18 protein-coding genes are annotated in these 21,024 nt (G+C 67.5%); 9 read left to right on the forward strand and 9 right to left on the reverse strand.

Annotation, left to right across the window (positions count from 1 at the left end; all coding sequences use genetic code 11):
* Positions 1–168: 168 nt before the first annotated feature.
* Complete coding sequence (locus OG300_RS02185) at positions 169–1,626, reverse strand: DUF222 domain-containing protein (RefSeq protein ID WP_405491572.1); 1,458 nt, start codon at positions 1,624–1,626, stop codon at positions 169–171.
* A gap of 213 nt (positions 1,627–1,839) precedes the next feature.
* Here OG300_RS02185 and OG300_RS02190 point away from each other — a divergent pair, with 213 nt between their 5' ends.
* The 6 genes from OG300_RS02190 to OG300_RS02215 all read left to right on the forward strand — a co-directional run bounded on the left by OG300_RS02190 (position 1,840) and on the right by OG300_RS02215 (position 10,132).
* Positions 1,840–3,003 carry an alpha/beta hydrolase family protein gene (locus OG300_RS02190; RefSeq protein ID WP_405491574.1) on the forward strand — a complete coding sequence of 388 codons (1,164 nt, stop codon included), beginning with the start codon at positions 1,840–1,842 and terminating at the stop codon, positions 3,001–3,003.
* A 71-nt stretch (positions 3,004–3,074) separates the two neighbouring features.
* Positions 3,075–4,916: a serine/threonine-protein kinase gene (locus OG300_RS02195; RefSeq protein ID WP_405491576.1), complete on the forward strand. Its 1,842-nt coding sequence runs from the start codon at positions 3,075–3,077 to the stop codon at positions 4,914–4,916.
* Between the two features lie 379 nt (positions 4,917–5,295).
* Positions 5,296–5,382 (forward strand): K(+)-transporting ATPase subunit F, encoded by an 87-nt coding sequence (gene kdpF / locus OG300_RS02200; protein WP_397003699.1) that lies wholly within the window; start codon positions 5,296–5,298, stop codon positions 5,380–5,382.
* Positions 5,383–7,059: a potassium-transporting ATPase subunit KdpA gene (gene kdpA / locus OG300_RS02205; protein ID WP_405491578.1), complete on the forward strand. Its 1,677-nt coding sequence runs from the start codon at positions 5,383–5,385 to the stop codon at positions 7,057–7,059.
* Positions 7,056–9,209 (forward strand): potassium-transporting ATPase subunit KdpB, encoded by a 2,154-nt coding sequence (gene kdpB, locus OG300_RS02210; protein WP_405491580.1) that lies wholly within the window; start codon positions 7,056–7,058, stop codon positions 9,207–9,209. Before kdpA ends, kdpB begins: the two co-directional genes overlap by 4 nt.
* Positions 9,209–10,132 carry a potassium-transporting ATPase subunit C gene (locus tag OG300_RS02215; RefSeq protein WP_405491582.1) on the forward strand — a complete coding sequence of 308 codons (924 nt, stop codon included), beginning with the start codon at positions 9,209–9,211 and terminating at the stop codon, positions 10,130–10,132. The genes kdpB and OG300_RS02215 overlap by 1 nt, the downstream gene beginning before the upstream one ends.
* An 84-nt stretch (positions 10,133–10,216) precedes the next feature.
* Here the strand turns inward: OG300_RS02215 and OG300_RS02220 are convergent, their stop codons facing one another.
* The 5 genes from OG300_RS02220 to OG300_RS02240 all read right to left on the reverse strand — a co-directional run bounded on the left by OG300_RS02220 (position 10,217) and on the right by OG300_RS02240 (position 16,908).
* Positions 10,217–11,755: a substrate-binding domain-containing protein gene (locus tag OG300_RS02220; protein ID WP_405491584.1), complete on the reverse strand. Its 1,539-nt coding sequence runs from the start codon at positions 11,753–11,755 to the stop codon at positions 10,217–10,219.
* Between the two features lie 169 nt (positions 11,756–11,924).
* Positions 11,925–14,090, reverse strand: coding sequence for an acyltransferase family protein (locus tag OG300_RS02225; protein ID WP_405491586.1), 2,166 nt, complete (start codon positions 14,088–14,090; stop codon positions 11,925–11,927).
* A gap of 83 nt (positions 14,091–14,173) precedes the next feature.
* Positions 14,174–15,463 carry an SLC13 family permease gene (locus tag OG300_RS02230; RefSeq protein WP_405491588.1) on the reverse strand — a complete coding sequence of 430 codons (1,290 nt, stop codon included), beginning with the start codon at positions 15,461–15,463 and terminating at the stop codon, positions 14,174–14,176.
* Positions 15,464–15,482: 19 nt separating this feature from the next.
* A complete protein-coding gene (locus tag OG300_RS02235; protein ID WP_405491589.1) occupies positions 15,483–15,926 on the reverse strand; it encodes a CBS domain-containing protein in 444 nt (147 codons plus the stop codon).
* 196 nt (positions 15,927–16,122) lie between these two features.
* Positions 16,123–16,908 (reverse strand): metallophosphoesterase, encoded by a 786-nt coding sequence (locus tag OG300_RS02240; RefSeq protein ID WP_405491591.1) that lies wholly within the window; start codon positions 16,906–16,908, stop codon positions 16,123–16,125.
* A gap of 67 nt (positions 16,909–16,975) precedes the next feature.
* Here OG300_RS02240 and OG300_RS02245 point away from each other — a divergent pair, with 67 nt between their 5' ends.
* Positions 16,976–17,431 carry a nitroreductase family deazaflavin-dependent oxidoreductase gene (locus OG300_RS02245; RefSeq protein WP_405491593.1) on the forward strand — a complete coding sequence of 152 codons (456 nt, stop codon included), beginning with the start codon at positions 16,976–16,978 and terminating at the stop codon, positions 17,429–17,431.
* Here OG300_RS02245 and OG300_RS02250 read toward each other — a convergent pair.
* Entirely contained in the window at positions 17,417–17,587 is a 171-nt protein-coding gene (locus OG300_RS02250; protein ID WP_405491595.1) for a hypothetical protein, read from the reverse strand. The genes OG300_RS02245 and OG300_RS02250 overlap by 15 nt on opposite strands.
* A gap of 116 nt (positions 17,588–17,703) precedes the next feature.
* Here OG300_RS02250 and OG300_RS02255 point away from each other — a divergent pair, with 116 nt between their 5' ends.
* The gene (locus OG300_RS02255; RefSeq protein ID WP_405491597.1) at positions 17,704–17,883 is read left to right on the forward strand and encodes a hypothetical protein; all 180 of its coding nucleotides are present in this window, start codon (positions 17,704–17,706) and stop codon (positions 17,881–17,883) included.
* A 119-nt stretch (positions 17,884–18,002) separates the two neighbouring features.
* Here OG300_RS02255 and OG300_RS02260 read toward each other — a convergent pair whose 3' ends face one another.
* Positions 18,003–19,127, reverse strand: a complete 1,125-nt coding sequence (locus OG300_RS02260; RefSeq protein WP_405498442.1) for an acyl-CoA dehydrogenase family protein — start codon at positions 19,125–19,127, stop codon at positions 18,003–18,005.
* Positions 19,128–19,129: 2 nt separating this feature from the next.
* A complete protein-coding gene (locus OG300_RS02265; protein ID WP_405491599.1) occupies positions 19,130–20,362 on the reverse strand; it encodes an acyl-CoA dehydrogenase family protein in 1,233 nt (410 codons plus the stop codon).
* 173 nt (positions 20,363–20,535) lie between these two features.
* On the opposite strand from OG300_RS02265, the gene OG300_RS02270 reads away from it, so the two are divergent.
* A complete protein-coding gene (locus tag OG300_RS02270; protein ID WP_405491601.1) occupies positions 20,536–20,988 on the forward strand; it encodes a DUF1707 domain-containing protein in 453 nt (150 codons plus the stop codon).
* The last annotated feature ends 36 nt before the right edge of the window (positions 20,989–21,024 follow it).

Here is a 21,024-nt window from a genome sequence, read left to right on the forward strand (position 1 = left end):
GCGATGAGTGCCGCGCGAGCTCGAGCCGGTACGTTCCCGCCACCGTCTCTCACCCTGAACGCAATAGGGGCCTAGGCCGACCTTCCGACGCAGGTGAGCGAGCGCTGCGCGTGCGCAAGCCCATCATTGACAGGTCGCGAGCAGGCTTGTTCCGCAGGTCCCCGAACGCTATTCGCGGGGCGGTCTCGTACGTCGGCGAGCGTGGTGGGTGCGCAGGTCGGCGAGGGTGGCCACGGCCAACTCACCCACGTGATGTCGGGTGTTGACCTGCGGGATACCGGTCGGATCCAACGGTGGTGGCGCGATCCAACCGGTTCGCCCGGCATGGGGTGAATCCGGGGGCATGACAACGGTTTTCCAGCCGTTGGGGGTGTCGTTGACCAGGGCGTGGCAGGCATCGCATGCCAAAGTCAGATTCTCGATGTCGGTCGGGCCGCCCTTGGACCAGTCGGTGATGTGATGCACCGCAGCCAAAGTCGCAGGTGCGTTGCAACCGGGACGGGTGCAGCCACGTTCGGCGGCGATCAACGCCAGGCGTTGTGCCGGGTTGGCCAGGCGGTGCACCTTGCCCAGGTGCAGGGGCATGCCGTTGTGGTCGAAGATCGCCAGAAACGGCGTCGACTTCTCCGCCAACCGCAACGCTTCCGAGAGGGGCACACTCCCACCGGATGCAGTGGTCGCGACACCGGCACGGGCCTCGACCTCGGCCAGGCTCATCGTGAGGATCGTGGAGACCGGCAATCCGCGATGGTCGCCGAGGTTGGCGGGGCCGCGTTCCGGGCGCAGGAATGCCACCAGCGCATCGTGATTGCGTTGCGCCGTCGAGCGGCGGTCACGGTTTGCGGCGGCGTCGAGGACATCGCGGTCGACGTGCTCGGGAGCCCAGGGGCTTTCGGGGTCGGCGGGGTTGCACATGCCGGGGCGGGCGAGTTTGGCCAGAACGGGTTCGAGCAGTTCGCGCAGTGTCGTAGTGATTTCACCGCTGAGCGGCGACAGCCCATCGACGCGCCGCTTGCCCAGCGTGACGCCGCGCCCGCGTTGGCGGTCTTCGTCGTCGGTGAGGCTGCCGTCGGGGTCGAGGTAAGCCAAGATTCGGTCACCGATTTTCGGCAGATCATCCGGAGTGGTGTTGGTGGCGAATTCGGCGAGTTGGAATTCGACGGTTTCGCGTTGTTCGACATCGAGTTTCACCGGCAGGCGGTCCATGATCCGTCCGATCACTCGCGCGTGCTCCGCGGAAACCAGTCCGACCGATTGGGCGGCCGCGGTCCACGGCAGCCACGGTGGCAGCATCTGTCCGGACACTTCGCGCATGCCGAGCAGGGTCGCGGCCCGGCAGCGTGCGCGTGCGTCGGCGGCACCGAGGTGCAGCGTGTGTTCCAGGAACCGTGGCATCGACTTCAACCCGGATTGCGCCGGGATGCCGCGTATTTCGATCTGATGGAGCACCCGATGCTGCACCGCGGCCATCCGGCGCGTGCAGGATTCCATCTCTTGCAACAGCTTCACGATCTCGGAATCCGACATCGGGTCGAGGTTGTCTTCGGCCAGGAAGTCCACTTCATCGGAGAGGGCTGCCGCATGGATTGCGGCAGCCGCTTCGCATATTTCCCCTCCCCGAGTCATCCCTCAATTCTACGCCGATCAATCCATCAATTCGACCGAATTATATTGTGATGCAACCTATTTCAGAATATCCGGCCCCAAACCACGCGATCAGTGGACCGTCCCTGTTTCAGATCTTGTATGGTGGCCAGCTGAGGCTCATCTCGACTCGGGGGAATTATTTTGGAACACAAGGGTTTTCGGCGGCATGTCCTGACTGTCGCCGCGGTGTCGATGACGGCCACAGCTGTCGTGGGTGTGGCGGCGGCAAGTCCCGACGCCCCCACCGATGCGGTTGTCACGATCACCTTGCCCGCTCCGACCGGACCCGCTCCGGTCGGCGTCACCGAATTGCATCTCACCGACGGCAATCGAGCCGATCCATGGGATCCGAGCCGACGACGCGAACTGATGGTGCAGGTCTGGTATCCGGCCGACGAGGCCGACACCTCGCCGATGGCACCGTGGATGCCACCGGGTGGCCTGGCGGAACAGGCCTACGGCCTCGCGCAGAGCGGTGTACCCGCCGGCAGTTGGGCTCTCGCGCCCAGTCATGGCCGCACCGACGCGAGGGCGCGAAGTGGCGGCGACCGGTTTCCGATCCTGCTGAATTCGCCGGGCTTGGACGACACCACCGGCTTGAACACCGCCCAGGCCGAGGATCTCGCCAGCCACGGCTACATCGTGGTCGCCATCAACCACACGCACGAGGCGTTCTCGGTGCAATTCCCGGATGGGCGCACCGAAAACACCGTGGTGCCATTGGATTCGCCACTGAACGTCCTGGGCGACCAGCTGTTGCCGATCCGAGTGGCCGATGCACGATTCGTCCTCGATCAGCTCACCGCCGCCGCCCGACATTCCACCGACGCGACCGCGGCCCTCCCACCCCAACTGGCCGACGACCTGGACCTGACGAAGGTCGGCATGTTCGGCCATTCCCTGGGCGGCACCACCGCCGCCCAAACCATGCACGACGACCCGAGGATCGCGGCCGCAGTCGACCTGGACGGCCCGATTCTCGGCTCGGTAGCCACCGACGGCCTCGACCGCCCCCTCCTCATGCTCGCCGCCGACACCTCCCCGTGGTTCGGAAACCCAGGCTGGGAATCGTCCTGGCCACACAACTCCGGATTGAAACTGCCCTTCCGCATCGCAGGCACCCGCCACATGTCCTTCACCGACGAACAAGTGATCGTGCCCCAACTGGCTACCGCGGGCCTGGTGAACACAGCCGTCCAGAACGCCGCGATCGGCTCGATGGACCCCACCCGCTCGATCGACCTCCAACGCGCCTGCCTACTGGCCTATTTCGATGCCGTCTTCGGCCGCGGCGATTCGAACCCCGCCGAAACCCTGGCGCATCTCGCCCAGCCGGAAATGCTCCCGCACCCGTGACTCCGCGCTCTCGGAACGCGATTCCCGGGAGGCGTGTCGCGCTCGGGGTGTGGGGACCCTAAGCTGACGGCGTGAATTCCGGGCGGGCGATGGTCGACGGGCGTTTCGAGTTGATCGAACCTCTCGGTAGTGGCGGCATGGGCACGGTGTGGCGGGCGTATGACGTGGCGTTGCATCGGGAGGTGGCGCTGAAAGAGGTGCGGGCCGACTCCGAGGATGCTCGGGTGGCGCCGGAGGTGCATCGGGAGCGGGTGCTGCGGGAGGCTCGGGCGCTGGCTCGGATCGGGCATCCGAATGTGGTGGCCATTCACCACATTGTGGATACGCCTGCCGAGAAGCATCCGTGGATCGTGATGGAGTTGGTGGCGGGCGGGTCGCTGGCGGATCGGCTGGGGGAAGGGGCGATGCCGCCGGATCAGGCGGCTCGGGTGGGGCGGGGGATACTTGCCGCTTTGCGGGCGGCGCATGCGGTGGGGGTGCTGCATCGGGATGTGAAACCGGCCAATGTGCTGCTGCGGCAGGATGGTTCGCCGGTGCTCACCGACTTCGGGATCGCGGCGGTCAACGACCTCACGGGGCTCACGTCGACGGGGAGCGTGGTCGGGTCGCTGCCCTACGTCGCACCGGAACGGTTGCAGGGGCACGAGGGGAATCCGGCGTCGGATCTGTGGTCGCTCGGGCTGGTGCTGTTCGCCGCCGTCGAGGGGTATCAGCCGATGCGGCGGGATACCGATGTCGCCACGCTGGCCGCCGTGCTGATGGGGGCGGTGCCCGCGCCGGAGCGGGCGGGGGCGCTGACACCGGTGATCCAGGCGCTGCTGGTGCCGAATCCGGGACATCGGCCGCCGCCGGATCAGCTGGATCGGATGCTGGCGCAGGCGGAGGCGACCGGCGACTATCCGATGGCCGACGGGCCGGTATACCGGAACTCGAATGCGACTACGCCACAACCGTTTACGCCGCCACCCACCGGGCAGCAGGCGTTCTGGTCGGGGACCGGCGGACAGTCGGGGCCCTACGGCGGGAACGACGGGAACTCCTACCCCGGTTCGCCTGCCGCGTTTCACCCGGGCGGCGGGCAGTCCGGTCCGCACTCGAATTCCGGCGGGCAGTCCGGTCCGCTGCGATATCCGACGTCCACGGGCTCGCACAACACCCTCTCGCAGCCGCTGGGATTCCCGCAGGACGGTCGGGGTTCCGGTGCGCACCAACAGATTCCACCGCCGTACTCGATGCCCGTCGGCAAGCCGGAGGGTAGTGGCGCCCGGCCGTGGATCCTGGCCGGTGTTGCCGTGGCGGCAGTCGCGGCCGTGGTCGCGGCGGTCGCGTTGTGGCCGAATTCTTCTGGAAGCCAAGGGACTTCGGCGCAGCCGTCGGGCCAGGTGCAGCCCACGGTGAACTTCGGGCCGGGCGTCACCATCGGTCCCGGAGTGACCATCCGTACGGGCGCGGCCACGACGCCGCAGGGTCCGGTGGAAGACCTGCTGACCCCGGCGGGTGTACGCAAGGCCATCGCGGCATTGCAGAAGTTCACCGGTGGCAAGCAGTTCCTGGAGACCACGATCTACCCGACGTCCGTGAAAACCAGTGCGGCGGTGGCGAATCAACCCACCCTGTACGACAACTTCGCCTACCAGAACGGTTCGGCCAGCCGGGAGGGGGCGGGCGGCAAGCTCACCGACCCGACCATCGACCTGGACACCTTCAACTGGGATGCCATTCCCGCGCTGCTGACGGCGGCGCACGCGCAGCTCGGCGTCCCCAATCCCACGCTGCGCTACATCATCGTGCAGCCCGCGTGGACCTTCAACGACAACAAGCCGACCCTGCTGGTCTACGAGACCGATGACTACGGCGGCGGCTATCTCGCGGCGAGCGCGGACGGCACCGTGCTGGAAGCCCACCCGCGCTAGCCAACTCGCATACCGATTCCGGGGCGTTCCGTATTCACGGAGCGCCCCGGCGGCGTTCCCGGCCCCGCCGCGCTCTCGTCGGACCCTCGAACCCCCAGGTCCTGACGGATCCTTGACGCTTCATGCCGAAAATCCTGACGACATCTGTGCGCCACGCCACGCGACCCTGTAAGCGGAGCGTCAACGCACCCCTCTGGAACGCTAAGAAGGCGTAAAGGACCTCGCTCGGCTCCTGGTCGGGCGCTTGACTCACTCCGGCGCGTCTCGGGACGCGGCACGTTAGAGAGAGGTTTCGAGAGATGTCCGTCGTGGTGTTCACGGTGCTGACAGTGGCGATCTTCGCCCTGCTCGGCTTGATCCAACGCGGGGTGGAACGGCTGTGACTCAGAACATTGTCGGTCTGGTCCTGGCCATCGGCATCGCCGTCTATCTGGTGGCCGCGCTGCTGTATCCGGAGAGGTTCTAAGTGAGCACGACTGTCGCGGGGATCCTTTTCGTCGTATCCCTGGTGATCGCGCTGGCCGCGGTGCACATCCCGCTCGGGGATTACATGTACCGGGTTTACAGCAGCGAGAAGCATTCTCGGGCCGAGAAGGGCATCTACCGCCTGATCGGTGTCCAGCCCGGGGTCGAGATGACCTGGGCCGTGTACGCGCGCAGCGTGCTGGCCTTCTCGGCCGTCAGCGTCTTCTTCCTGTTCTTCCTGCAGCTGATCCAGGGCAAACTGCCGTGGCATCTGCACGATCCGGGCACCAAGATGACCGCGGATCTGGCGTGGAACACCGCCATCAGCTTCGTCACCAACACCAACTGGCAGAACTATGCCGGTGAATCGACGATGGGTCATGTGGTGCAGGCCGTCGGCCTGAGCGTGCAGAACTTCGTCTCGGCGGCCGTGGGTATCTCGGTGGCGATCGCCCTGGTGCGCGGGTTCGCCCGTCGCCATACCGGCGAACTCGGCAACTTCTGGGTGGATCTGGTGAGGGGAACCATCCGAATCCTGTTGCCGCTGTCCGTCGTTTTCGCCATCGTGCTCATCGCGGGCGGCGTCATCCAGAACCTGCACGTCTACGACCAGGTCGCGGCGACCGTCGGCAACACCGGTTCACAAACCCTGCCGGGTGGACCCGTGGCCAGCCAGGAAGTCATCAAGCTGCTCGGCACCAACGGCGGCGGCTTCTACAACGTGAACTCCGCGCACCCGTTCGAGAACCCGACCGCCTGGACCAACTGGTTGGAGATCTTCCTGCTGCTGGTGATCAGCTTCTCGCTGCCGCGCACCTTCGGGCGCATGGTCGGCTCCAAGAAGCAGGGCGCGGCCATCGCCGCGGTCATGGCGACCCTGGCGCTGCTGAGCGTCACGCTGATGAACCTCTTCCAGTTGCAGCACCACGGCACCGTGCCCAGCGCCATCGGCGCGTCCATGGAGGGCGTGGAAACCCGCTTCGGCGTATCGAATTCGGCGACCTTCGCCACCGCCACCACGCTCACCTCGACGGGTGCGGTGGACTCGGCGCACGATTCGTACACCAGCCTCGGCGGCATGATGAGCATGTTCAACATGCAGCTCGGCGAGGTCGCGCCCGGTGGCACCGGATCGGGCCTCTACGGCATGTTGATCCTGGCCGTGATCACGGTGTTCATCGCCGGTCTGATGGTCGGTCGCACCCCGGAATACCTGGGCAAGAAGATCACTCCGAAGGAGATCAAGCTCGCCGCCGCGTACTTCCTGGTGACGCCGCTGATCGTGCTGACCGGCACCGCCATCGCCATGGCACTGCCCGGCGAACGAGCGGGCATGGCCAACTCGGGAGCACACGGACTCTCGGAAGTGTTGTACGCCTTCACTTCCGCGGCCAACAACAACGGTTCGGCGTTCGCCGGTCTGTCGGGCAATACGCCGTGGTGGAACACCGCGCTCGGCCTCGCCATGGTGTTCGGCCGCTTCCTGCCCTTGATCTTCGTGCTGGCACTGGCCGGATCGCTGGCGTCGCAAGGCTTCACGCCCGCCTCCGAAGGCACGCTGCCGACGCATCGGCCGCAGTTCGTCGGCATGGTGGCGGGGGTGACGATCATCCTGGTCGCGCTCACCTTCCTGCCCATGCTGGCGCTCGGCCCGCTCGCTGAAGGAATCCACTCATGAGCACTCCCACCCTCGATTCCGCGCCGGTGACCGACGCGGCGGCCAAGACCGGACGCGGCGGACCCGCCGCCGGACTGTTCGACCCGAAGATGCTGCTGAAGGCCCTGCCGGACGCGGTGCGCAAGCTGGATCCGCGAGTCATGTGGCGCAATCCGGTGATGCTGATCGTCGAGATCGGCGCGGTCTGGTCCACCATCCTCGCGATCGTCGATCCGTCCTTCTTCGCCTGGGCCATCGTCGTATGGCTGTGGCTGACAGTCGTTTTCGCCAACCTCGCCGAGGCCGTCGCCGAGGGGCGCGGCAAGGCGCAGGCGGACGCGCTGCGAAAAGCCAAGACCGACACCGTCGCTCGCCGACTGGTCAACTGGTCACCCGGCGCGCAGGCGGTCGAGGAGAGCGTGGCGGCTCCCGAGCTGCAGCGCGGCGACTTCGTGGTCGTCGAAGCCGGTCAGGTCATCCCGGGCGACGGCGACGTCGTGGAAGGCATTGCCTCGGTGGACGAGTCGGCCATCACCGGCGAATCCGCCCCGGTGATCCGCGAGTCCGGCGGTGACCGTTCCGCGGTCACCGGCGGCACCACGGTGCTGTCGGACCGGGTGGTCGTCAAGATCACCCAGGAGCCCGGCGGCTCGTTCATCGACAAGATGATCGCGCTCGTCGAGGGCGCGTCGCGGCAGAAGACGCCCAACGAGATCGCGCTCAATATCCTGCTGGCCGCGCTCACCATCATCTTCGTGTTCGCGGTGGCGACCTTGCAGCCGCTGGCCATCTTCTCGAAGGTGAACAACCCTGGCGTGCCGGACAATCTGGCCCTCGACATGAACGGTGTCACCGGCATCGTCATGGTGTCGCTGCTGGTGTGTCTGATCCCGACCACCATCGGCGCGCTGCTGTCGGCCATCGGCATCGCGGGCATGGACCGCCTGGTGCAGCGCAATGTGCTGGCCATGTCCGGTCGTGCCGTGGAGGCCGCCGGTGACGTGAACACGCTGCTGCTCGACAAGACCGGCACCATCACCCTGGGCAACCGTCAGGCCTCGGACTTCGTGCCGATGCCCGGTGTCACCGCCGACGAAATGGCCGACGCCGCACAGCTTTCCAGCCTCGCGGACGAGACCCCCGAGGGCCGCTCCATCGTGGTGTACGCCAAGACCGCGTACAACAAGCGCGAGCGCACCCCCGGCGAGCTCACCGGCGCGACCTGGGTGGAGTTCACCGCCCAGACCCGCATGTCGGGCGTCGACCTGGCCGGTGGGCACCAGTTGCGCAAGGGCGCGGCCAGCGCCGTCACCGAATGGGTTCGCGCCCAAGGTGGTGCGGTGCCGGCCGAGGTCGGCGCGACCGTCGACGGCATCTCGGCCTCCGGCGGCACCCCGCTGGTGGTCGCGGAGGTCAAGGACGGCAAGGCCACGCTGGTCGGCGTCATCCATCTCAAGGACGTCGTCAAGTCCGGCATGCGGGAACGCTTCGACGAGATGCGCAAGATGGGCATCCGCACCGTCATGATCACCGGCGACAATCCGTTGACCGCCAAGGCGATCGCCGACGAGGCCGGTGTCGACGACTTCCTCGCCGAGGCGACTCCCGAGGACAAGCTGGCGCTGATCAAGAAGGAACAGGCCGGTGGCCGCATGGTCGCCATGACCGGTGACGGCACCAACGACGCGCCCGCGCTCGCGCAGGCCGACGTGGGCGTCGCCATGAACACCGGAACGTCCGCCGCCAAAGAGGCGGGCAACATGGTCGACCTGGACTCCGACCCGACCAAGCTGATCGAGATCGTCGAGATCGGCAAGCAGTTGCTGATCACCCGTGGCGCGCTCACCACGTTCTCGATCGCCAACGACATCGCCAAGTACTTCGCGATCATTCCCGCGATGTTCGTGGTGCTGTTCCCGGGCCTGGACGTCCTCAACATCATGCGGCTGCATTCGCCGCAGTCGGCGATCCTGTCGGCGGTCATCTTCAACGCACTCGTCATCGTCGGCCTGATCCCGCTGGCGTTGCGCGGCGTGAACTACCGGCCGTCGAGCGCGTCGAAACTGTTGAGCCGCAATCTCTACATCTACGGCCTGGGTGGCATCATCGCGCCGTTCATCGGGATCAAGCTCATCGACCTGATCATTCAATTCTTCCCCGGGATGTCCTGATGCGTATGTCTAGCTGGATCCGCCAGCACGTGGCGGCGCTGCGCGCGCTGCTGGTGCTCACGGTGATCACCGGAATCATCTATCCGGCAGTGGTTCTCGGTATCTCGCAGCTGCCCGGACTCAAGGACAAGGCGAACGGGTCGCTGATCGAGAAGGACGGCAAGCTGGTCGGCTCCAGCCTGATCGGTCAGGCGTTCACCGACGGCAAGGGCGACGCGCTGGTGCAGTACTTCCAGACGCGGCCGTCGAACTCGGCCCCGACCGACGGCAGCATCCCCGACGGCTACGACCCGACCAACACCGCGTTCGGCAATATGGGCCCGGAATCGGTGGTGGACAGCCTGGATGCCAGCGACCCGAAGAAGGACAAGCTGAGCCTGCTCAGCACGGTGTGCTCGCGCAGCCAGGCGGTCGGAACCCTGGAAGGCGTGGACGGCAGTCGCCCGTTCTGCACTTCCGGCGGTGTCGGCTCGGTGCTCGCGGTCTTCGGCCCGCGTGACTCGCACGGACAGGTGCCGAACCCGACCAAGGTGGTCTCGGTCAACGAGGCGTGCGCCACCGACGGCACCACCAAGCCGTTCCAGCAGGCCTACAAGGGCGTGACGGTGGAGTGCGCCAAGCGCGGCGAGGACTACTCGGCGGGCCAGATCGTGCCGATCCGCGGCGACGCCGCCGTCGACACCCCGGTGCCGTCGGACGCGGTGACCGCCTCGGCCTCGGGGCTGGATCCGCAGATCTCGCCGGACTACGCGGCCATCCAGGTGGCGCGGGTCGCCAAGGCCCGCAACATCAGCCAGGATCAGCTGAAGAGCCTGGTGGACGCGCACACCAGCGGCCGCGCTCTCGGCTTCATGGGCGAGAAGACGGTCAATGTCGTCGAACTGAACTACGACTTGGACAGTGAGTACCCGTTCAAGGGCTAGTCGGTTCGATACCTGGGTCCGGCCCTCTCTCTGAGAGCTACACGGCGCTCACGAGAGCGGCCGGGCCCTCGGCCTTTTCCGGGCCTACTTCTCCGGTGTGCAGGTGGTCGGATTCGGCAGCTCACCGCAGGGTGTGTTGCCGTGCGACCGCAGTACATCACGCCCGGTCCCGGAGGTCAGGAACCGCAGGAATGCCGCCGCCAGCGAATCGGCGGGCAATTCGCCGTTGCTGTAGGCGTATTCGACGTTCCAGAACGGATAACTGTGATCGAGCACCTGATCACGGGTGGCGCTGTGACCGTCGATGGTCACGGTCTTGACGCCGGAAGCCTTTGTGGCGTCCGAGTTCTCGCTGTAGCCGATCGAACCCGGCAGGTCCGCAACGGTTCTCAGCATGTCCGCGGTGACCGGAGCCTCGCAGAAGGCCGGGCCGGGCGGGTTGGTGGCCGCGATGGTGCGGCAGCCGGTGGCGGCGGGCGCAGGGGGCTGGTCGTCACCGAGCACCCGGGCCCGGAACGTCTCGCGGGTCCCGGAACCCAAGGGGCGGTCGACCACCCGCACCGGCAGATCCGGGCCGCCGAGCAACTGCCAGTTGTCGACGTGGCCCGCGAACAGGTCGCGGATCTGCTGGATGCTCAGATCGTGCAGGCCCACACCGGGATTGACGACCAGGGTGAACAGCGACAGCGCCAGGGTGCGGGGGACCAGGCTGGGGTAGCCGACGTTCTTGGGGCCGTCGCTGATGGTGAGCAGGCCCGGATTGTTCTTGCCGTCCTCGTCGACGCGGCTCGAACCCCGGTCGGTGCCATCGAATTCGAAGGTGAACTGCGCGGTCGAGCAGTGCGCGGCATAGGCGGCCGCGGCATCGCGGATGGCCGGCTCGAACGCGGTGGAGCCGACCAGGGTGAGCTTTCCGGCGAGACAGTCGGCGGCGTCGGTGCTCGACTTGCCGCTGTCGAGGTTCACCGCGAACTGCACCGCGATCACCGCGACCAGAAAACCGATGAGCGCCAACAGTTTCGGCGACGGGCGGTTGCGGCTGCGGGACTCCGCCACCCGCCCGCCCTTGAGCTTGGCCCGCACCACCGGCGTCGGATATTCGCCCGCCCCGGCGGTGCGCTGCAGGATGGCGAGGATCTTGTAGTGGTCGCCCTGATCCATCGGCACCTTGGGCAGATCGATGATCCCGACCCGATGCTGCTCGTCCTCGCGCCGCGCGATGCCGGTGCCCGGTTTCAGGCTGTCGCCCAGGGCGTCGTCGGACAGTTCGGTGACCGCCATGCCGATGATGCGGCGGTGCGGGAAGTGGATGTGCATCCCGACCGGGTCGGATTCCGGCGAGGCGTAGTCGCGGGTGTCGATATCGGTGACGCCGTTGTTCTCGATGCGGATCAGCACCACCGACAGGTCCTGCAGGTCCGTCGCGGAACCCTCACCCTCCGGCCGCAATTGGGGCAACACCCCGGGAAACACCGACTCGATCTCACCCGTGACGGGGGTGTCCATCTGTACCCGGTAGCCGAGGCGTTTGCGCCCGACGAGCACGAATTCCCAGACGAACGCCACGATCGGCACCGCGATGCCGATCACGGCAAGCACGATGTCGAGGGGAAAGCCCTTCACTGATCCGCCTCTCCGCGCCTCATGCCGGTAGTGGCGAGCCCCGCACCCCCGTCGCCGGGCCGGCGGAACTGGAGGTGGCCGGGCTATGGGCGTCCCCGGTAAGTTACCCCAACCGCAGCGAAATCAGTTGTCGCGCAGGGGAACGGCTGCCAGTGCGGAAATGGTCGGATCACCACCAGCCCAGGATGGGCCGCAACTGCCTGCCCAGCTCCGGGGCCAGCGAGCGCGAATAGCTTGCGGTCAAATGATGTTCGTCGTGGTAGACGAGGATATTGCCGACCACCACCGGGCAGACGGCGGGTTCGCAGACCGCGTCGTTGAGATCGATCAGGTGCAGGTCCGGGAAGGTGGCGGCGGGGGCGGCGGCCGGATCCACCGGCGACAGGGCGTCGGTGCGCTTGATGCCGCAGGATTCCCGATTGCCGCCGCTGGCCAGGCAATCGATCGCGCGATAGCGAATGCCGTTGCGGCGCAGCCACGGAGTGTCGCGGATGCCGATCACGTCCAGGCCGCGCTTGGACAGCGCCGACCAGACGTCCACGTAGTCCTGCGGGGTCTCGTCGCCGCCGTTGTCGGCGGGGCGGGTGGCGGTGGTGAACACGAAATCCGGGTGCTCGTTGCCGAGCCGGTCGATCACCTCCGAGGACCAGTCGCGGCAGTCCGGGTTCTGCTGGCCCTTGTAGACCGGGTCGTCGGCGACGGTGAGCGGGCAGCCCATCTTCAGGTACACCACCACCCGGAAGCGGTACTGCTCACCGAGGATCTGCAGCGCCGGAATCCAGTGTTCGGCATGGGAATTGCCGACCACGGCCACCGTGTGATGGGCGTTGTGGTCGCCGTAGGTGCAGGTGATCACGGCGCGGGTGTCGAAGTCGGAGATGCAGCCGTCGCGGGTCGGATAGGCGATATCCGCGGGCGCTTCCTCGGTGGTGGGCCGCATGGGCGCGCGCGGCACCAGCGCGTGATCGGTGAGGGCCGCGGCGCCGGGGTACTTGGTCGGATCCAGTTCGCCGACCGCGTGCGCCTTGGCGCTGTTGCTCCACTGCCAGGTCAGCGTCGAGGCCACCACCAGCACGCCGACGGTGGAGACCACCACGCCCGCGATCATCGGCAGGCGTGAATTCGAGGTCGTGCGAGCCGGAACGGCGGGTTTGGACCGGATGCGCAGCGGCTCCTCGACCAGGTGATGGGTGGCGTAGGCCAGCACCATCGACAGCGCGATGATCACCCCGCCACCGATCAGACCGGCCCGGCGCTGATGCAGTTCACCCAGGTAGAAGATGAGCATCGGCCAGTGCCACAGGTAGAGCGCGTAGGCGAAACCGCCCAGGCCGACCATGGGCGCGCTCGCCAGCAGCCGGTTGACCAGCGGCTGATCGGCGGTGTCGCGGCCCGCGCCCGCCAGAATCAGGGCGGCGGTGGCCAGCACCGGAATCAGTGCGTACGGACCCGGGAACACCAGCGAACCGACCACCAGCCAGCCGCAGCATACGATGGCCGCGATCCCGGCCCAGGCCAGCAGCTCCCGCAGCAGGCGCGGCAACCGCACCAGCGGGGCCGCGATGGCCAGCAGCGCACCCGCCAGCGGCTCCCACGCGCGGGCGAAGGTGTCGTAGTAGTTCCAGCCCTGCTGCGTCGAAACACCCACGGCCGCATACCAGAACGAGGCGATCGCGACGCCCGCGAACAGCACCGCGACCACCATGCGCAGCACGCCGTCCTGGCCCGCGCGCCGCAGCCACGGCCGGGTGAGCGCCAGCTTCCACGCGCCCGCGTCCATCGCCCGGCGCAGCAGCCAGGCCGCGCCCGCGATGCTCAGCAGCAGCGCCAGATACAGCTGACCCTGCACCGACATCGACCACAGGTGCTGCAAGGGGCTCACCGACGGGTCGGCGGCCAGATAGTCCGACCACGACAGCGCCAGATACCAGTTCTGGTAGTAGAACAGCGAAGCCAGCGTCTGGCCCGCGATATCCGACCAGCGGGTGTGCGGCAGCAGCACGACCGCGGCCACCACCACCGCGGCCAGCACCACGATCATGGCGGGCAGCAGTCGCCGCAGCGTGCGGCGCACGGTGGTCAGCACGCCCACCGCACCGGAGTCGGCGCGGCGCAGCAGCATTCCGGCGAAGAAGAACCCGGACAGCACCAGGAAGACGTCGACGCCGCCGGAGACCCGGCCCGCCCAGATGTGGAAGGCGACCACCAGCGCGATAGCCACCCCGCGTAGTCCGTCCAGATCCAGCCGGTAGGAACCGGGGCTGGCGGGAGCGCCGGGGGCGTCCTCGCGGTCGCTGCCCGGTGCGGTCGGCTGATCGGTACTGGATATGGACATGGCGGCTGCCATTGTTGAACAGCAGTCGGTGAAATTCCCAATCGCCACACAGAAGTTGTCCGTAATGTGGCCTTTGTTGCAGGTCAGGCGAATGCGAAATATCGCAGCCACAGATAGGGTGCGGCCACCGCCACGGTCACCGCCGTCACCACGATGCCCTTGCTGGTGAAATCCCAGAACGAGATCGGATGATCCGAGCGCCGGGCGATCCCGAGCATCACCACATTCGCGCTGGCCCCGACTGCTGTGAGATTGCCACCGAAATCCGCGCCCAGTGCCAGCGCCCACCACAGCGCGTCCGCCTGCGCCGGATGGTCGACGTGCTCCACCAGTTCGGCCACCAGTGGGCTCATGGTCGCCACGTACGGGATGTTGTCGATGACACCCGACAGCACGGCCGACACCACCAGTATCAGCATGGTTGCTGTCAGGGCGTTTCCGCCGGTGAGTTCGGTCGCGGATTTCGCCAGGTGCGCGATCACCCCGGTTTTCACCAGCGCGCCGATCATCACGAACAGTCCGACGAAGAAAAGCAGCGTCTCCCATTCCACCGACGACAGGTAATCGCGTTGCGGCAGACCGGAAATCAGCACCAGCGCACCCGCGCCCAGCAATGCCACCACCGACGGTTCCAGGTGGAAGACGCCGTGGCCGAGGAATCCCGCGAATACCGCGGCCAGCACGATCGCGCATTTCACCAGCAGGCGCGGATCGCGGATCGCCTCGCGCTCGTCGAGGGCCAAGATGTCGGCGGCCCGCTCCGGATCGACATCGAAGCTGCCGCGGAACAGCCGGGGCAGCAGCAGCGTGAAGACCAGTAGGGCGATCAGCACGATCGGGGTGGTGTTGAGCACGAAATCGTTGAACGACAGGCCCGCCCGGCTGCCGATGATGATGTTGGGCGGATCACCGATCAGGGTGCCCGCGCCGCCGATATTGGAGGCCAGCACCTCCGCGATCAGGAACGGCTCCGGCCCCACCTCCAGGCGCTCGCACACCAGCAGCGTCACCGGGGCGATCAGCAGCACCGTGGTGACATTGTCGAGGAAGCCCGAACCGGTGGCGGTGATCAGCACCAGCAGGATCATCACCCGCAGCGCGGAACCCTTGGCGCGCTTGGCCGCCCAGATGGCCAGGTATTCGAAGACGCCGGTCTGGCGCAGCACGCCGACGATGATCATCATGCCCAGCAGCAGGAACACGACGTTCCAGTCGATGCCGGTCGCGTGCGAGTAGAAGACGTCGTCGGAGTCGACGATGCCGAGGGCGGCCACCACTCCCGCTCCGCCGAGCGCGGCGGCGGTCTTGTTGACCTTCTCCGACGCGATCAGCGCGTAGGCGATCACGAAGACCCCGATGGCGACGGCCGTCATGTCCGCCGCCCCGGCGGATTCAACAGGCCAGCGCCACTTCCAGCAGCCGCGACGCGGTGATCACACCGAGCAGCCGCTTCCCGTCCTGCACGGCCACCAGCGGCGACTTGTACCGCGCCATCAACGCCGCCACCTCGACGATATTGTCGTCGGCCTTCGCCGCCGGAATCCTGGTGAGCCGCTCCGGGATCACGTCGCGGACCTTCTTGCCGCGCAACCGCTTCACCACCTGACCGCACATGGACTCGTTGAGCACCCCCGCCAGCGACGGATCGTCCTGCACGTACTTGGGCACGATGAACAGCACCACCTGCGAGGCGGGCAGCACCGAATGCGGCGCGCCGTTCGCGTCGGTCACCAGGATCCCCGGCAGCCGATGTTCGGCCAGCAGCCTCGCCGCGTCGATCGCGTCGGAGTCCAAGTCGATCACCGGGTATTCCTCGGCCATCTGAGCGGCATGCATACGTGCAGGATACGACGGTCGGCCGACGATTCACGTGTGCAGACTACGTCAATATCGAATCGCGTCGGGGGAGTGAAACCTGCAGGTAACAGCGGGTTTGGTGGACGAAACGCCGAGCCCTGCCGCGACTGTCCGGCGCCGGGCGTCCGAAAACCGTAAGGGGCGGTCCGGATTGCGTGGCGGCGAGGTAAAGGAGCTACTGCGGAGCCGTGACCCGGTACACCCGGTAGGGCGCCTTGATCACCGAGAAGGAGACATTGCGGACCTCGACACCGCGTGGGGTGCGGCCGCATTCGGTGCCGCCGTGGGCATGCCCGTGCACGGCCAGGACCGCGCCGCCGTCGTCGATCGCCTCGGCGAGTTCGTGACAGCCGAGACCGGGGTAGATCTTCGGGGGCTCGCCCACCAGGGTGTCGACCACGGGTGCGAAATGTGTGAGGGCGACACCGATGTCGGCGTCGAGGGAGTCCAGGCTCGCGCGCAACCGGGCGGCATCCACGGGGCCGCGCCGGAAACGGGCGCGGTGCTCGACGCTGCCCTCCTCGGGATTGCCGGGGTGGCCGGGGAATCCGCCACTGCCGCCCATCACCCCGGCGATGCCGAGCCGGATTCCATTGAGCGGCAGCGTGATCGCCTCCCCGTCCAGCATGTGCACGCCGAGTTCCCTGAGCCGCACCGAGATTCGGTAACCCAGGCGGCGGTCGTGGTCGTGATTGCCGAGCACCGCCACGACCGGCACCGGGAGGTCGGCGATCTCCGCGCACAGCAGTTCGGTCTCGCGCAGGGTGCCGCCGTTGGTGAGATCGCCTGCCAGCAGCAGGATGTCGGCGTGCTCGTCGAGTTTCCGGAAGGCAGGCCGGAATTCACCGCGCATCGACTCCCGCATGTGCAGGTCGGCGACCGCCGCGATCCGGAGCACGCCGGTTCGTTCACCGCTGGGCATACCGCAAGCCAGCCACAGCGCCCCGGCCGTGTCAATCATCTTTTACGCCCCCATCTTTACGCTCCGGCCCCTTCGGTCCGCCCGCACCCGCGCCTACGCTGGATACATGAGCACCGCGCAGATCGCCGCCCGACTACTGCGCACCAGATGGTTCGTCCGAGCCCCCATCGCCCTGTTCCGCGCGCGCCTGGGCTTCCTGTTCGGCAGCCGCCTGCTACTCCTCGAACACCACGGCCGCAAAACCGGCCAGCGTCGTTTCGTCGCCCTGGAAACGGTCGACCGCCCCGACCCGGCCACGGTGATCGTCGCCTCCGGATTCGGCACGGGCGCACAGTGGTACCGCAACCTGCGCGCCGACCCGAACTGCCGCATCACCCTCGGCTTCCACTACCGGGTCCCGGCCCGCGCCCGCGTCCTCCCGCCGGAACAGGCCCACATGGTGCTGGCCGGATACCAGATCGCCCACCCGGCCGCCTACCGCGAACTCAGCGGCATCATCGAGGCCGCGATCGGCGGCAGCATCGATGACGTTCCGCTGGTGGAGCTTTCACTGCGCCCGTGAGGCGCTCTGTTGCGGCAGTCCGGCGAGGGTGCGTTCGAGTTGCTGAGGTGTGCCCGGTCGCAGCGACTGGACCACGGTCATGATCGTGGTGGCGATGAAGACCGTGAGGGTGAGGACGGGTGGGCGGTGCAGGCCCGCGCGTTCGAGAGTTCGCACGTCCGAGGCTAACCCGGTGGGGTGCCGGCCGCGGCGGCGTCGGTGGCGGGAATCCGAGTTCTGGAACAGGTTGCTGAAATTGTGCGAATTGCTGCGCGGGGGACAATAATCCGGTCGTGGGAACTGTCGTACTGATCGCGCTCGGTGTGCTGTGTTTTGTCACAGGGCCCGCATTGACGCTGGTAATCGTGCTGGCCGTGCGGAAATCGGCGCGTGACGTGGCCGCGTCCAACCCCGGTCTGGTGCGGTACGGCGATCGAACACCCGCGGTCGCGAGTGGACGACATCGACGCTGAGGGATTGCGGCGCGCCGGGAAGCGATTGCGGCGCGCCGAGTTCCGGCGGAGCCGACACGCGGATCCGCCGGAACCCGTTCACCGCACCGGATCACCCCTGAGCCGAGGTGCGGGAACCGCTACGGGCGGGTGAGCGCGGCGTAGCGGGCGATGTGCTGGTCGGTGGTGCCGTACTCGTACTGGACCGCGGTGAGCCGCTTGAAGAAATGACCGATCGGCAGTTCCTCGGTCATGCCCATCGCACCGTGCAACTGCACCGACTCCTGGCCGATGCGGCGGGCCGCGCGACCGATGGTGGCCTTGGCGGCAGAGGCGGCGCGCGCCCGGTCGGCGGGCGCGGCATCGAGTTTCAGGGTGACCAGATAGGTTGCGGCCACGGCCTGTTCGAGCTCCAGCAGCATGTCGACCATGCGGTGCTGCAGGGCCTGGAAGCTGGCGATGGGGACACCGAACTGCTGGCGCTGCTTGCTGTAGGCCACGGTGTCGGCGACCACCTTGCGCATGGCCCCGACCGCTTCCGCGCAGACCGCGGCGATGGCCTCGTCGAGGGTGGCGGCGACCGCCGCGTCGGCGTCGGTGAGCAGCAGGGCGTCGGCGGGCAGCCGGACCTGGTCGAAGGCCAGGTCGGCGGCCTGGCGTTCGTCGATGGTGCGGTACGGGCGCACGGTGAGTCCGGCGGGCGGGTTCGCCGCCTCGAAGTCGACCGCGAAGACGGCGGTTTCACCGTCGACGACCGCGGTCACCAGCAGGTGGGTGGCCACCGGCGCGGCGGTCACCACGGTCTTGTCGCCGGACAGCACCCAGTCGTCGCCGTCGCGGACGGCGGTGGTGGCGATCGCGGTGTAGTCGTAGCCGGAACGCGGTTCCAGCGCTGCGAATCCGATGATCACCTCCCCGGCGGCGATCCCGGACAGCAGGTCCTCGGCGCGCTTGCCGGCGGCGCGGCGCAGCAGGCCGCCGCCGACCACCACGGTGTCGACATACGGTTCCAGCACCAGGGCCGCGCCCAGCGCCTCCGCGATGATCATCGTCTCGACGGGCCCGCCGCCGATGCCGCCCACCGACTCCGGCAGGCTCGCACCCAGAATCCCGACCTCGTCGGCCAGCGCCCGCCACAGCTCGGGCTGACGACCCGCGCCGAACCGGGCGGCCGCCCGGCTGCCGTCGAGATCGTGGCGCGCGGCCAGGAAGTCCGTGACCGTGTCGCGGAGCAGTTCTTGTTCGGCGGTGAAAGAGAAGTCCATGGTCACAGTCCCAGCGTGGCTTTGGCGATGATGTTGCGCTGAATCTCGTTGGAGCCGGCGTAGATCGAACCGGCGCGGTCGTTGAAATACCGCAGCGGCGCGACCGCCTGCCACTCCTCGCCCGCGACGAAACCGTCCGCGGGCGCGGTGAAATCGGCGATCGGGCCACCGGGCATGGCGGCGTGCGGCTGATAGGCGCGACCGCGCGGACCGGCGGCCTCCAGGGCGAGCTCGGTGAGCACCTGGCTCAGCTCGGTGCCGAGGATCTTGATGGTGGAGGCGGCCGGACCCGGGTCCTTGCCGCTGGAAACCAGTGCCAGGGTGCGGTATTCGAGGATCTCGAGCACATCCGCGCGCAGCCGGGCATCGGCCAGTTTGGCGGCGAAGGCCGGATCATCGATCAGCGCACCGCCGTTCGGGGCCACCTGGGTCGCGGCGGCCTGCGCCAGCTCCTCGGCCATCACCTGCAGGGCCGGGGCCGCCGCGCCGCCGCCGCGCTCGAAGTTGAGCAGGAACTTGGCGACCGTCCAGCCGTCGTCGATGCGGCCCAGCACATTCGCCTTCGGCACCCGCACCTGATCGAAGAACACCTGGTTCTGCACCTGTTCGCCCGAGGTCATCACCAGCGGGCGGATCTCGATGCCGGGCGTGCGCATATCGATCAGCACGAAGGTGATGCCCTGCTGTTTGCGCTCCAGCTTCGAGGTGCGCACCAGCGCGAAGATCCAGTTGGCCTCGGTGGCGTGCGTGGTCCAGATCTTGGAACCGGTCACCACCAGGTCCTCGCCGTCGGCGACCGCGGCCATGGACAGCGACGCCAGGTCGGAGCCCGCTTCCGGCTCGGAGTAGCCCTGGCAGAAGAACACCTCGCCGGTGAGGATGCGCGGCAGGAAGAACTCGTGCTGCTGCGGGGTGCCGAACGCCATGATGGCGTGCGAGACCATCCGAATTCCCATGGGGGACAGGTTCGGTGCGCCGGCGAGGGTGCATTCGCGGCCGAAGATGTAGTGCTGGGTGAGGCTCCAGTCGCAGCCACCGAACTTCACCGGCCACGCGGGGGCGGCCCAGCCGCGCGCGTGCAGGATGTGCTGCCACTGCATGCTGGCCTCGTGATCGGGGTAGACGCTGGTCGCCAGCCGTCCCGCCCGCCGCAGATCGTCGGTTAACTTTTCGTCGAGGAAGCCGCGCACTTCATCACGAAATGCCAGATCGGCAGGCGACCAGTCGAGGTCCACGATGACTCCTTGTCCGAGAACTGGCCCTAACCATCTCATCGCGTCCGGCCTGCTGGCAAATGTGCTGGCACCTGCCCTCACTTCCAGCTCTTGACATTCCATTGTGGAGGAATATCCTGTGTTCATGTTCCATTGTGGAACGTACTGGAAATGATCGGCCGAAAGGGCTCGACATGGACATCACCACCGGCACCCGCGCCTCCGACGCCGAGCGCGCCGAGATCGCCGACCTGCTCGGCCGCCACCTCACCGACGGCCGCCTCGACCTCACCGAATACAACGAGCGACTCACCCGCGTCTACACGACGCCGATCCGCGAAGACCTCCCGCTGGTGCTCGGAGACCTGCCGAAACTGTCCAAGACCAGTGCCGCGAAACTGACGAAGGCCAGTGCCGCGCAGCGCAACCCGGCGGCGCGACTGCCGATCTGGCAGCGCATCGAGGGCGGCGCCTGGCTTGCCGTGAGCCTGCTCAACCTCGCCATCTGGGCCGTGATCTCGCTGGCCGCGGGCGAATTCGTCTATCCCTGGCCGATCTGGGTGATCGGACCCTGGGGTGCGGTGCTGGTCTTCCGGATCGTCATGGGCTGGGAATCCACCGCCTGGCGGCACGCCCGCCCGCGGTAGCAAACCCGGCCGGGTGAGACGCGATGTCCGGCATAC

The organism is Nocardia sp. NBC_00511 (assembly GCF_045161165.1).
Classification (GTDB): domain Bacteria; phylum Actinomycetota; class Actinomycetes; order Mycobacteriales; family Mycobacteriaceae; genus Nocardia.